Origin of the sequence: Polynucleobacter sp. Adler-ghost (genome assembly GCF_018688495.1) — a bacterium.
Taxonomy (GTDB): domain Bacteria; phylum Pseudomonadota; class Gammaproteobacteria; order Burkholderiales; family Burkholderiaceae; genus Polynucleobacter.
On record NZ_CP061320.1, the window covers coordinates 1 to 13681 of the forward strand.

The window sequence follows — 13681 nt, forward strand, 5'->3', positions numbered from 1 at the left end:
ATATGGGTGTTTTTGTGTTATTCACAAGTTATCCACAGGTTTTCCACGTTTTTCCAGCTTGTGGATAACTTTATGGGATCGCTACAATGGATCCTCCAAAAATATGAGCAACCTACAGAATCCGATTACTTTGAACTCACCTAGCCCGCTGGGGTTTTGGGACGGCGCGCTTGGCGCGCTTGCTCGCGAGCTTTCCCCCCAACAATTCAAAACTTGGATCCAACCCCTGAGCTTGGTTTCTTTTGATGAAAGTGAGCAATCACTCATCGTTGGAGCCCCAAACAGATTTAAGCTTGACTGGATTAAGAAAACATTCTCTGACCGCCTCCAAGAGTTGGCAGATCAGTATTTTGGCCATCCAATTAACCTCAGTTTTGTGCTGAGTGTGGAGGGTTTAGGTGCCCAGACGGTGGGGGTCGCCACAACTCAGGAGCCGCCTGGGCAACAAGAGTTTGTTGTAGCTACAGACAACAACTCCACAGAAGAGCAGGCCTTTGAGATTGGGGACCACTCTAAATTGAACCCCAACCTTACCTTTGATACTTTTGTAACGGGTAAGGCAAACCAATTGGCCAGGGCTGCGTCGATCCAGGTTGCCCACAATCCTGGCACCTCATATAACCCCATGTTTTTGTATGGTGGGGTGGGTCTAGGTAAAACCCACCTTATTCATGCCATTGGGAATCACCTTTTGAAAGAAAAGCCTGGCGCTCGGATTCGTTACATTCATGCCGAACAATATGTCTCTGATGTGGTTAGGGCGTATCAGCAAAAGGCTTTTGATCGCTTTAAGCGCTACTACCACTCACTTGATTTGCTGTTGATTGACGATATTCAATTTTTTAGTGGTAAATCGAGAACTCAAGAAGAGTTTTTTTATGCCTTTGAGGCGCTTTTAAGCAATAAAGCTCAGGTCATTATTACAAGTGATACCTACCCAAAGGAAATGGCCGGGATTGATGACCGCCTTATTTCCCGCTTTGATTCGGGGTTAACTGTAGCGATTGAGCCGCCAGAGCTAGAGATGCGAGTTGCTATTTTAATGAAGAAGGCTTTGAGCGAAGGCATCCCCATGAGTGAGGATGTGGCCTTCTTTGTGGCCAAACACCTTAGATCTAACGTACGAGAGTTAGAGGGGGCTTTAAGAAAAATTTTGGCGTTTGTTCGTTTCCACGGCAAAGAGGTCACGATTGAGGTGGCCCGTGTGGCGTTAAAGGACCTCTTATCCATACAAAATCGACAAATTTCTGTCGACAATATACAAAAGGCAGTGGCTGATTTTTACAGCATTAAAGTTGCCGACATGTATTCCAAGAAGCGCCCCGCAAATATTGCTCGCCCCCGGCAAATTGCCATGTTTATGGCAAAAGAGTTAACACAGAAAAGCCTGCCGGAAATTGGTGAATTATTTGGGGGGCGGGACCACACAACCGTTCTGCACGCCGTTCGGAAGATTGGGGAAGAGCGCTCCCACGATGGGCAACTTAACCACGAAATCCACGTTATCGAGCAAACCTTAAAGTCTTAGGTTTTTTGCCTGTGGATAAGGTTGTGGATAGTTCAATGGATAAGTTTGGGGATTGCGTGTGGATAAATTGTGGAAAGATGGCGCTTCATGCAAAAATAGGGTGTTGATAAAAAGTTATCCAAGATTTATGAACGGTTTATACAAAAATTTTCCACAGGTTTTTTGGGTTTTAGTGGGTTGTTTTATATATAGTTTTTGACTTATCCACCGAAATAACAAGCCTTATTACTACTACTAATAAGATATATACAAGGATTTAAAAGCAATGCAACTCGTAAACACTTCAAGGGATAGTTTATTAAAACCACTTCAGGTTGTTAGTGGCATTGTTGAACGTCGACACACTCTACCTATTTTGGCAAATCTGTTGTTTAAAAAACAGGGCGACAAAATTTCTTTTATATCAACAGATATAGAAATCCAAATCACTACGAATGCAAGTTTTGGTGTGGGTGCTGAGGATGTCACCACCACTGTTGCAGCAAGAAAATTGCTTGATATTTTGCGCGCACTCCCCGAGGGGCCAGTGGCGCTAAACCTTAAAGATAACAAGATGGTCGTACAGAGCGGCAAAAGCCGTTTTTCTTTACAGACCTTATCCGCAACAGAGTTCCCGGTAATGCAAAGTGTTGGTGAGGTAACTGCGAGTTGGAGAATGACTCAAAAGAGTTTTCGCCAATTGGTTAGCCAAGTTCATTTCGCTATGGCGCAACAGGATATTCGGTATTACCTAAATGGAATGCTATTGGTTGTTGAGGGTAAGCAGGTAATTGCAGTGGCTACTGATGGCCATCGTTTAGCTTATTCTCAAGTTGAGTTGGCTGAGACTCCGGTGGGCTCTGGGCAAAGGCAGGAAATTATTATTCCTCGTAAAACTATTTTAGAGTGCCAACATCTACTTGAGGATTCGGATGAAATGTTGGAGATGAGTCTCACATCTAATCAAGTGAAATTTAGCTTCGGCGATATCGAATTAATCTCAAAATTGGTGGAAGGTAAATTTCCTGATTTTCAACGGGTAATTCCTAAGGGTCACAAAAACTCACTAGTGGTTGGGCGTGATGTTCTGCAATCTGCACTTCAGCGCGCAGCAATCTTGACAACTGATAAATTTAAGGGCGTACGTTTTTCTTTGTCACCAAATCGAATTACAGTTCAATCAACTAATGCTGAACAAGAAGAGGCGCAAGAAGAGATTGAAACCGAATACAGTGGTGATGTTGTTGAGATTGGCTTCAACGTAAGCTATTTGTTAGATGTCTTATCAAATCTAAAAAATGAAAAAATTCAAATTAGCTTAGGTGATGCTAATAGTAGTGCGGTGATTACTTTGCCTGGTTCTGAAGATTTCAAGTATGTTGTGATGCCAATGCGTATTTAATTTAGAAAAAAATGACTGAAGAAAAAAAAGTAGTAGAGCAGTACGGTGCATCATCAATTCAAATCTTAGAGGGTCTTGAGGCTGTTCGTAAACGTCCAGGAATGTACATTGGAGATACCTCCGATGGTACTGGGTTACATCACTTAGTTTTTGAGGTTTTAGATAACTCAATTGATGAGGCGCTTGCAGGTTATTGCTCTGAAATTACCGTTGTTATTCAAACTGACAACTCTATTTCCATCGTTGATAACGGTCGCGGTGTACCAACTGGAATTAAATACGACGACAAGCATGAGCCAAAGAGAAGTGCGGCTGAGATTGTAATGACAGAGCTGCATGCTGGCGGTAAGTTTGATCAAAACAGTTATAAGGTTTCTGGTGGCTTACATGGTGTGGGAGTTAGCTGCGTAAACGCACTCTCTAAATGGCTGAAACTTACCATTCGCCGAGATGGTAAAGCGCACTACATGGAGTTTGCGCGTGGCGTCATTCAGAACCGCAACGTTCAAGAAGAAAATGGTGTTGCTACATCACCAATTACTATTACCGGCGACACAACCCTGTCTGGCACAGAAGTTCACTTCTTGGCTGATGAAACTATTTTTGGAAACATTGAGTTTCACTACGAAATTCTTGTTAAACGCATTCGTGAACTCTCGTTTTTGAATAATGGTGTTCACATTAAATTAATTGATCAGCGTTCTGGCCAAGAAGAAGATTTTGCCTTTTCCGGTGGTGTTAAAGGTTTTGTTGAATACATCAATCAAACAAAAAATGTTTTACATCCTAATATTTTTTACGCTGAAGGTATTCGTCCATCAGACTTAGGTGGCAACATTACCGCTGAAGTATCAATGCAGTGGAATGATAGTTTTAGCGAGCAAGTTTTATGTTTCACTAACAACATTCCTCAGCGCGATGGTGGAACCCATTTGACGGGATTGCGTGCAGCAATGACCCGTGTGATCAACAAATATATCGATGAGCATGAAGTTGCCAAAAAAGCCAAGGTAGAAATTTCTGGCGATGATATGCGCGAAGGCCTTGCCTGTGTTTTATCTGTCAAAGTTCCAGAGCCAAAATTTTCAAGCCAAACAAAAGATAAGCTAGTTTCTAGTGAGGTTCGCGGCCCAGTAGAGGAGATTGTTGCAGAAGCCTTAGGTGCCTATCTACAGGAACGCCCAGCTGACGCCAAAATTTTGTGTGGAAAAATAGTGGATGCTGCGCGTGCACGTGAGGCAGCCCGCAAGGCTCGCGACATGACTCGCCGCAAAGGTGTTTTGGATGGTCTGGGACTACCTGGAAAATTGGCGGACTGCCAAGAAAAGGATCCCACCAAATCTGAGTTATTTATTGTCGAGGGAGATTCCGCGGGTGGCTCTGCAAAGCAGGGCAGAGATCGCCGTTTCCAGGCCATTCTTCCATTGAAGGGAAAAATTCTAAATGTGGAGAAGGCGCGTTTCGACAAGATGTTGGCAAGCCAAGAGGTGGTTACTTTAATTACCGTCCTTGGAACGGGCATTGGCGCTGAAGAATATAAGGCGGATAAGCTTCGCTACCATCGCATCATCATCATGACCGACGCGGACGTAGACGGTAGTCACATACGGACACTTTTACTCACCTTCTTTTATAGACAGATGCCAGAGTTAATTGAGCGTGGCCACATCTATATTGCCCAACCACCTTTATATAAAGTGAAGTTTGGTAAAAATGAGCAATACATTAAGGATGACGCCGAACTCAATCAATTACTTTTAAAGATTGCTCTTGAGTCAGCATCACTGCAAACCCCCGCAGGTGAAATTATTGAGGGCGCCGCCCTGGGTGAGTTGGCTAAACACTATCAAGTGATTCAGTCCATCGTTGATCGCCTATCGCGCACCATTGATGAAGATGCTTTGCGCGCGATTGCCTCTGGCACACAACTAAACCTAGATACAGAAAAGTCAGCCCAGGAATCGGCTGAGCGCTTGCGTGTAGCGCTCGCGGACGCTTTAAATCCCTTAGCGCTTCCACCTGAAATTATTGTTCAAAAAGAAGAGCGCACAGATCGCTACAAATTACTGTTGTCTCGCCGTATTCATGGCAACCTGAGGTTGTCGGCAATCAACTCTGATTTTGTTCATGGTGATGACTATCAAAGCCTCGCCAATGCGGCGGCGGTTTTATCTGGCAAGGTGCTGCCGGGCTCGAAAGTGCGTCGTGGAGACCCAGACAAAAACCAAAAGGAACAGGCAATTCATAACTTTAGGGCCGCTTTTGCATGGCTACTTTCTGAGGCCGAGCGCGTTCTCAGTCGTCAGCGCTATAAGGGTCTTGGTGAGATGAACCCTTCCCAACTATGGGAAACCACAATGGATGCAGGATCACGCACCCTACTCCAAGTCAAAATTGAAGACGCAATTACTGCAGATCAAGTCTTCACCACCCTAATGGGTGATGAGGTGGAGCCGCGCCGCGCCTTTATTGAAAAAAATGCCTTAATTGCGCGCAATTTGGATGTTTGATTTAAATGAGTAAAAAGAAATTAGTGGCTCCAAAAATTGATCGTTCGCGTATTGTTGTTAAGTCCTCGCCTATTCATGGAAAAGGTGTTTTTGTTGCGAAGCCAATTAAAAAGGGTGACGCCATCATTGAATACAAGGGTGAGCGTATTAGTTGGAAGTTGGCTGAGAAGCGCCACCCACATGACCCCAAAGACCCGAACCATACTTTTTACTTTTCCCTAGAAGATGGTCGCTGTATTGATGCGAAGTATGGTGGAAATGCTGCGCGCTGGATCAACCATTCTTGCAAGCCAGTTTGCGAAACCCAAGAGGAAAGTTTTGGTGGTGAGCCCCGCGTATTTATCTACGCCAAAAGAGACCTTAGGGTAGGTGAGGAGCTTTTCTACGACTACTCCCTCGGAGTTGATGGTCGTGTAACCAAGCAAATGAAAAAGGATTATGAGTGCCGTTGTGGCGCTAAAAAATGTCGAGGCACAATGCTGTCTCTCGATAAGAAGTAAATTATTTTTTCAACATGCTGTTTATTTCTATTCAGGATTTAGAGGCTGCTATTAATTATTGGCGCAGCCAATCGCCCGCAGTTGGTGAGGAACTTCACTTATGTCCAGAGGCCGCCGCTCTTGCAAAACCATATGCTCTTATGATTGTTCAGGGAGCTCAAAGGGCTTCCATGGATGTTTTGGATGAAGCGGCAAGGCTGGCAATCCAAAAATTTTTAAACGTTACCCAGGCGAATTAATCATTACGTCCTCAACGTTTTTAGGGTTATCGCTATATTAGTAAATCACCTCTTAGGGTATTCTCAAACTCTTGCCTATAGATGGGTATAAGGATTTGAGTTTGCAAGAAACAATATTAAAAACAATTGGCCTTGGAAAGACATTCAAGGGTTTTTCTGCGGTAAGTGATGTCAATTTAGATGTTGCTCGGGGGACTATTCACGCCCTTATTGGCCCAAATGGCGCCGGCAAAACAACTTGCTTTAACCTTCTAACAAAGTTTTTGGAGCCCTCGTGCGGCCAGATTTTATTTAATGGCTTTGATATCACCAAAGAGCGACCAGCCCAAATCGCGCGGCGCGGCGTAGTCCGTTCATTTCAAATTTCGGCAGTTTTTCCACACCTAACTGTTTTAGAGAACGTTCGTGTTGCACTGCAGCGAGGATTGGGCACCGAATTTCATTTTTGGAAGTCTGGAAGCTCGCTAAGCGTTCTCAATGAGCGTGCTGAACAACTTTTGTGTGAGGTGGGCTTAGCAGACTTTGCTCACGAGGAAACCTTAAACCTGGCATATGGTCGCAAAAGAGCTTTAGAAATTGCCACCACCATGGCAATGGAGCCCGAACTAATGTTGTTGGATGAGCCAACACAGGGCATGGGGCACGAGGATGTTGAGCGCGTTACCGAGCTAATTGATCGGGTTGCCAAAGGCCGCACCATTTTGATGGTTGAGCACAATATGAAGGTGGTTTCCTCTATAGCTGACCGCATCACAGTATTGCAGCGAGGCTCGGTATTGGCTGAAGGCTCCTATCAAGAGGTTTCCAACAACCCCTTGGTGGTTGAGGCTTACATGGGTAGCCACGGGGGTGATGGCACATGAGCACAATGGCATTGGAGGTTAAAAACCTCGAGTCTTGGTATGGGGAGTCTCACATTCTTCATGGCGTGAATTTTGCTGTTCGTGATGGTGAGGTGGTTACCCTTCTGGGTCGCAATGGTGCTGGTCGCAGCACTATCTTAAAAACTATCTTAGGCTTAACCAGCAAAAGAACGGGCTCAGTAGAAATTTATGGCAGCCAAACTATTGCGATGCCAACCTACAAAATTGCTCGCTTAGGTGTCGGTTTCTGCCCGGAAGAGCGCGGCATCTTTGCTAGTTTGAGTGCTGAGGAGAATTTGCTGCTCTTGCCAGAAATTGCATCTGGCGGCATGGGTTTGGATGAGATTTATGAAATGTTCCCCAATTTGTACGAGCGACGCAATAGCCCCGGTACAAGACTATCGGGCGGCGAACAGCAAATGCTCGCAATGGCACGCATTCTGAGGACGGGCGCAAAACTCCTATTGTTAGATGAGATTACCGAAGGCTTGGCACCGGTGATCGTTCAAAAGTTGGGTGAGGTGGTTACCAGCTTACGCAACAAGGGCTTCACTATTGTGTTGGTGGAGCAAAACTTCCGCTTTGCCGCACCCTTGGCTGATCGGCATTACGTGGTTGAGCATGGCAATGTAGTTGAGGTTGTTAATCAAAATGAGCTTGCAGAAAAAGCAAGCTTATTAAATGAGTATCTTGGTGTTTAGTGGTTATTTATAGGAGACATAAATGAAGTTAAAGCAAATTACTGCGTGTCTGGTGGCGGCAACCTTTTTTGGTTCAAACCCAGCATTCGCGCAAACATCTAAAGTGAGTGGTGACGTAATTAAGATTGGTGTTTTAACTGATCTCTCTTCAACGTATTCTGATTTGGCTGGTCCGGGTGCTGTGATTGCTGCAAAAATGGCGATTGCTGACTTTTCAAAAGATGGCGCGGTTATTGGTAAAAAGATTGAGCTGTTGAGTGCCGACCATCAAAACAAAGCAGATATCGCCGCAAACAAAGCACGTGAGTGGTATGACAAAGATGGTGTCGATGTGATTGTTGAATTGGTGTCTACAAACGTCGCACTCGCCGTAATGGAGGTAGCGGAACAAAAGAATAAGATTACCCTAGTATCTGGCGCCGCTTCTTTGCCAATCACCAATGAAAAGTGTACTGCTAATAACGTGCACTGGACCTATGACACTTATGCGCTTTCAAACGGCACAGCAAAGGCTGTTGTTAAGCAGGGTAAAAAGAACTGGTATTTCCTTACTGCTGACTACGCTTTCGGAGCGGCTTTGGAGAAAGACTCAACTAACGTTGTTAATGCTAATGGCGGCAAGGTGTTGGGAACCAGTAAGCACCCATTCCCGAATAGCGATTTTTCTTCATACTTGTTGAAGGCTCAAGCTAGTGGTGCTGATGTTGTTGCCTTGGCAAACGCAGGTCAAGACACAGTTAATTCTGTAAAGCAGGCCTCAGAGTTCGGTATCAATAAAAAACAAACAGTCGTTCCTTTGTTGATGTTTATTTCTGATGTTCACTCTTTGGGTTTGAATGCAGCTCAAGGCATGTATTTAACCGAAGGTTTCTATTGGGATAAAGATGAAAAGACGCGCGCATTCGCCAAACGTTTTATTTTGCAACATAAGCGTATGCCGACTAGCGTTCAGGCTGGTGTTTACTCATCAGTTCTTGCTTACTTAGCTGCAGTCCAAAAAGCGGGCACTGACGACACTCAAGCAGTAATGAAGGCTTTGAGATCTACCAATATTGATGATGGTTTGTTCAAAGGAAAAATCCGTGCTGATGGTAAGTTTGAGCATGATATGTATTTGCTAGAGGTGAAGAAGCCATCTGAATCTACTAGCCCATGGGATTATTACAACGTCAAGGCGGTGATTCCAGCTGCCGAAGCAACACAACCACTTTCATTGTCACGATGCAAGTTGGTTACTAACAAGTAATTGGTTTTTTATAAGCATGTTTGAACTTCTTGGAATTACCCCTCAAGGGCTGGTTGCCCAGCTCTTGGTGGGGCTTATTAATGGCTCCTTTTACGCCATTCTGAGTTTGGGCTTGGCCATTATTTTTGGCCTACTCAACATCATTAATTTTTCTCATGGTGCCCAGTACACCATGGGCGCTTTTGTTGCGTGGATTGGGTTGACTCAAGTTGGTCAATGGTTTGGCTTTCCTGAGTTCTCAATTAATTATTGGTTTGCACTAATTTTGGTGCCCTTGGTTATGGCGGGATTTGGTTTGATTCTTGAGCGCACCATGCTCAAGCGCCTTTATCACCTTGACCATCTTTATGGCCTGTTATTAACTTTTGGATTGGCTCTCATTATTGAGGGCATGTTCCGCCATTGGTATGGAATTTCTGGTGAGAGTTATCCAGCCCCTGAACTACTGCAGGGCGCCATTCCACTGGAGTCGATTGGCATTATCTTGCCGAAATATCGCTTGTGGGTGGTGGTTGCCTCTTTAGTGGTTTGTTTCTCTACTTGGTATGTAATTGAGAGAACGAAGTTGGGCGCCTATCTTCGCGCTGGAACTGAAAATCCAAAACTACTTCAAGCATTTGGTATCAATGTCCCCCTTATGATTTCTTTGGCCTATGCTTATGGCGTTGGCTTGGCTGGCTTTGCTGGCGTTTTGGCTGCACCTATTTTTCAAGTCAACCCCTTGATGGGTTCCAATTTAATTATTGTGGTTTTTGCTGTGGTGGTGATTGGCGGCATGGGCTCTATCATGGGCTCTATTTTGACTGGCCTTGCTTTGGGTTTGATTGAGGGCCTAACCAAAGTGTTTTATCCAGAAGCATCGGGGGTAGTAATTTTTGTGATCATGGCAATCGTTTTGCTTATTCGTCCTGCTGGACTTTTCGGCCGGGAGAAATAAGTGAACCCAAAAATAAAATTGCTTTATGGCATTTTGGTTTTAATTGCCTTGCTGATGCCTTTTCAGGACTTCATCTATTTAGTGTTTGCCATGAAGGTCTTCTGTTTCGCTCTCTTCGCTTGCGCCTTTAATTTGTTGCTAGGTTTTACTGGACTTCTTTCTTTCGGGCACGCTGCATTCTTTGGAACCTCTGCTTATATCACCGCCTATCTTTGCAAAGAGCTTGGCCTGTCCCCCGAGTTTGGAATTGTGTCGGGCGTCTTGGGCTCTGGCATCTTAGGATTTTTGATCGGCTCTTTGGCAATTCGTCGTCAAGGTATTTATTTTGCGATGGTGACATTGGCGCTTTCCCAAATGGTTTACTTTTTGGCTGTGCAACTTCCATTCACTGGTGGCGAAGATGGTATTCAGGGTGTGCCGCGTGGAATGTTGTTTGGCTTAATTAATTTAAAAGATGACGTCAGCATGTATTACTTTGTGTTGGTTATTTTCTTGCTAGCATTTGCGTTGATCGTTCGCACGGTTCACTCCCCTTTCGGCCAGGTTTTAAAGGCCATTCGCGAAAACGAGCCTCGTGCAGTTTCTTTGGGTTACGACGTTGATCGCTTCAAACTCATTTCTTTTGTAATTTCAGCTGCGCTCGCGGGCCTTGCAGGCTCTTTGAAAACCCTAGTCTTTCAATTGGCAACACTGACCGATGTCCATTGGCATATGTCGGGAGAGGTTGTTTTAATGACTCTGTTGGGCGGTATGGGAACCATTCTTGGCCCAGTGGTTGGTGCGGGCATTGTGGTTGGTTTGCAAAATTATCTAGCCAACATTGGATCCTGGAGCACTATTGCAACCGGATTTATTTTTGTGATTTGTGTTTTGGCCTTCCGTAGAGGTGTAGTTGGTGAAATCATCCACTTTTTTAAGAACAAGGGATGAGCCCTTTTTTATTAGGTTTTTAGTACGGCGCTGCGGCGCCGTACTCATTTAAGACTCTCAGTTCTCCATCTTAAGTGCGGCGCAGTTTTGAGCCTTGTGTATTTTTTGCCCACCCTGCTACAGAAATATTCATTTAAATCAATAACTTAGAAAATATTGATTGTGCATGTTTTTACTTGGGTTTGGATTTGTTTCACGTGAAACCTACAAAATGCTATGATCATCGCCCTATCTGAGGCAAATTATGCATTATTCAAAGAACTTCGATGTCATTGTGGTTGGTGGCGGTCACGCCGGAACCGAGGCTGCCCTTGCGGCTGCTCGAATGGGGTGCGATACCCTTCTCGTAACCCATAGCATTGAGAGTTTGGGGGCAATGAGCTGCAACCCTTCAATTGGTGGAATTGGCAAAGGCCATTTAGTTAAGGAGATTGATGCTATGGGTGGCGCCATGGCGGCGGCTACCGATGAGGCCGGCATTCAGTTTCGGATATTGAATTCAAGCAAGGGCCCTGCCGTTCGTGCAACTCGCGCACAGGGTGATCGGGTGTTATATAAGGCAGCGATTCGTCGCCGTCTCGAGAATCAAGAAAATCTGACCCTTTTCCAGGCCGCTGTAGATGATCTCCTGGTCCAAGGCGATGAGGTCCAGGGCGTAGTTACACAAATGGGCTTGAAGTTTATGGCCAAGAAGGTGGTGCTAACTGCTGGCACATTCTTGGACGGGAAGATCCATGTAGGTTTAAATAATTATGCTGGTGGACGGGCCGGTGATCCAGCAGCCACCTCTTTGTCTTCTAGGTTAAAAGAGTTGAAGCTTCCCCAGGGCCGCCTAAAAACCGGCACCCCGCCCAGGATCGATGGGCGCACCATTGATTTCTCAGTGATGTTGGAACAGCCAGGGGATTTGGATCCAGTGCCAGTTTTCTCTTATTTGGGTCGGCCTGAGCAGCACCCTAAGCAAGTCCCTTGCTGGATCTCGCATACAAATGAACAAACCCATGACATTATTCGCGGTGGTTTAGATCGCTCCCCGATGTACACCGGGGTTATTGAGGGGGTGGGCCCACGCTATTGCCCTTCTATTGAGGACAAGATTCATCGTTTTGCCTCCAGAAACAGCCACCAAATCTTTTTAGAGCCTGAGGGCCTAACAACTAATGAGTTTTATCCCAATGGCATCTCTACTAGTTTGCCGTTTGATATTCAGTGGAGCTTGGTTCGCAGCATTCGTGGCCTAGAGTCTGCCGTAATTGTGCGCCCTGGTTATGCCATTGAGTACGACTTTTTTGATCCACGCCATTTGCGCCATAGTTTAGAGACTAAGGCAATTGCAGGCCTGTACTTTGCTGGCCAGATTAATGGCACAACGGGCTATGAAGAGGCCGCTGCCCAAGGTATGCTTGCGGGCATCAACGCTGGTTTGGCGGCAAAAGGGAAAGAGCCTTGGCTGCCTAAGCGTAGCGAGTCCTATATCGGCGTCTTGGTAGATGACCTTATTACCTTGGGCGTCCAAGAGCCCTATCGAATGTTTACTAGCCGTGCGGAATACCGCCTTAGCCTACGTGAAGATAATGCGGATCTGCGCCTCACTAAAATTGGCCGCGAACTGGGTCTGGTCGATGATTACCGTTGGAATACGTTTTGCAGGAAACAAGAGGCTGTTTCACGTGAAACATCTCGCTTGCAAGATATTTGGATCGGCCCAAAACATGGCTCAGCAAAGGCTGTTTCTGAGCTTTTGGGCCAAGACCTATCGCACGAGTGTAGTTTGGCCGATCTTTTAAGGCGCCCTGGTATTACCTATGAGGCCATCACCAGTTTGGCCGAAGGGCTTTGGTCCCCCGGAGCCTTGGATGATGATTTGGGTTTGGCACAACAAATTAGCGACCAAGTTGAAATTTCGATTAAATATCAAGGCTATATAGATAGGCAGGCTGTTGAGATTGCTCGGCAAGAGCATAACGAGAGCTTTCCTTTGCCGGAGGCTTTGGACTACACCCATGTTCTCGGCTTATCCAAAGAGGTTCAGCAAAAGCTCAATTTGTATAAGCCTGGCACCTTGGGTCAAGCAGGCAGGATATCTGGTGTCACACCTGCCGCACTCTCCTTGCTATTAGTCCACCTTAAAAAGGGCTTAGGCCGCACCCAAGAAGAAGTCCATGAGTAATGACTTAGTTTCTTTGGGCATTGAGAGTTTGGGTCTTAATCTTAGTTCTGCCAACATGGCTGATTTAGAGCTTTTTTTGCAGGAAATGGGCCGTTGGAATCAGGTTCATAACTTGACTGCTATTGAGGGTGAAAAGAACTCTATTAGACTGCATCTTATTGATTCTATTACAGTTTTACCGGTAATGCGCCGTTTTCTAGGGGTATTAAATCCTAAAATCGCAGATCTTGGGTCGGGCGGCGGCCTGCCTGCAATCCCGATTGCTATATTGCAACCAGACTGGCATTTGACTTTGATTGAGGCTATTCGTAAAAAAACGGCATTTTTGCAGCATGTGCGTGGGAAATTAGATTTAAAGAACATTCAAGTCTTGAGCGAGCGCGTTGAGGCAGTGGCTAAATCACAGCCAGGCCAGTTTGATGCAGTAATTTCTAGAGCATTTACCAGTCTGGCCCACTTTTTAGAGCTCTCCCTACCTCTGCTGAAGCCCAATGGCTTGATATTTGCGATGAAGGCAAAACGCGCAGACGAAGAGTTGCGGGATGTTTGTATGGACGACTGGCGGCTAATAGCTGATGAGCCCTTGCAGATTCCAAATTTGGCGGTAGAGCGACGACTGCTAGTCTTATCCCCCGTGAGAAAATCACCCCTTTAAAGCACGACAATTTTAAGAAAA

12 protein-coding genes are annotated in these 13681 nt (G+C 45.4%); all 12 read left to right on the top strand.

Features of this window, described 5'->3' with window-relative positions:
* Window positions 1-103: 103 nt before the first annotated feature.
* The 12 genes from dnaA (at window position 104) to rsmG (ending at window position 13660) form a co-directional block, all read left to right on the top strand.
* On the top strand, window positions 104-1528 hold the full coding sequence (gene dnaA, locus ICV89_RS00005) for a chromosomal replication initiator protein DnaA (protein WP_215308655.1): 1425 nt from the start codon (window positions 104-106) through the stop codon (window positions 1526-1528).
* Between the two features lie 265 nt (window positions 1529-1793).
* Entirely contained in the window at window positions 1794-2909 is a 1116-nt protein-coding gene (gene dnaN, locus ICV89_RS00010; protein ID WP_215308656.1) for a DNA polymerase III subunit beta, read from the top strand.
* 11 nt (window positions 2910-2920) lie between these two features.
* A complete protein-coding gene (gene gyrB, locus ICV89_RS00015; RefSeq protein ID WP_215308657.1) occupies window positions 2921-5419 on the top strand; it encodes a DNA topoisomerase (ATP-hydrolyzing) subunit B in 2499 nt (832 codons plus the stop codon).
* Between the two features lie 5 nt (window positions 5420-5424).
* The gene (locus tag ICV89_RS00020) at window positions 5425-5919 is read left to right on the top strand and encodes an SET domain-containing protein (protein ID WP_215308658.1); all 495 of its coding nucleotides are present in this window, start codon (window positions 5425-5427) and stop codon (window positions 5917-5919) included.
* 14 nt (window positions 5920-5933) lie between these two features.
* On the top strand, window positions 5934-6158 hold the full coding sequence (locus ICV89_RS00025; protein ID WP_215308659.1) for a DUF3717 domain-containing protein: 225 nt from the start codon (window positions 5934-5936) through the stop codon (window positions 6156-6158).
* A gap of 95 nt (window positions 6159-6253) precedes the next feature.
* A complete protein-coding gene (locus tag ICV89_RS00030; RefSeq protein WP_215308660.1) occupies window positions 6254-7021 on the top strand; it encodes an ABC transporter ATP-binding protein in 768 nt (255 codons plus the stop codon).
* Entirely contained in the window at window positions 7018-7722 is a 705-nt protein-coding gene (locus tag ICV89_RS00035; RefSeq protein WP_215308661.1) for an ABC transporter ATP-binding protein, read from the top strand. The genes ICV89_RS00030 and ICV89_RS00035 overlap by 4 nt, the downstream gene beginning before the upstream one ends.
* Before the next feature lie 22 nt (window positions 7723-7744).
* Entirely contained in the window at window positions 7745-8968 is a 1224-nt protein-coding gene (locus ICV89_RS00040) for an ABC transporter substrate-binding protein (RefSeq protein WP_215308662.1), read from the top strand.
* 16 nt (window positions 8969-8984) lie between these two features.
* A complete protein-coding gene (locus tag ICV89_RS00045; RefSeq protein ID WP_215308663.1) occupies window positions 8985-9905 on the top strand; it encodes a branched-chain amino acid ABC transporter permease in 921 nt (306 codons plus the stop codon).
* On the top strand, window positions 9906-10835 hold the full coding sequence (locus tag ICV89_RS00050; RefSeq protein ID WP_371817850.1) for a branched-chain amino acid ABC transporter permease: 930 nt from the start codon (window positions 9906-9908) through the stop codon (window positions 10833-10835). It abuts the gene before it with no gap.
* 244 nt (window positions 10836-11079) lie between these two features.
* Window positions 11080-13005: a tRNA uridine-5-carboxymethylaminomethyl(34) synthesis enzyme MnmG gene (gene mnmG / locus ICV89_RS00055; RefSeq protein ID WP_215308664.1), complete on the top strand. Its 1926-nt coding sequence runs from the start codon at window positions 11080-11082 to the stop codon at window positions 13003-13005.
* Window positions 12998-13660: a 16S rRNA (guanine(527)-N(7))-methyltransferase RsmG gene (gene rsmG / locus ICV89_RS00060; protein ID WP_215308665.1), complete on the top strand. Its 663-nt coding sequence runs from the start codon at window positions 12998-13000 to the stop codon at window positions 13658-13660. Before mnmG ends, rsmG begins: the two co-directional genes overlap by 8 nt.
* Window positions 13661-13681 lie beyond the last annotated feature (21 nt).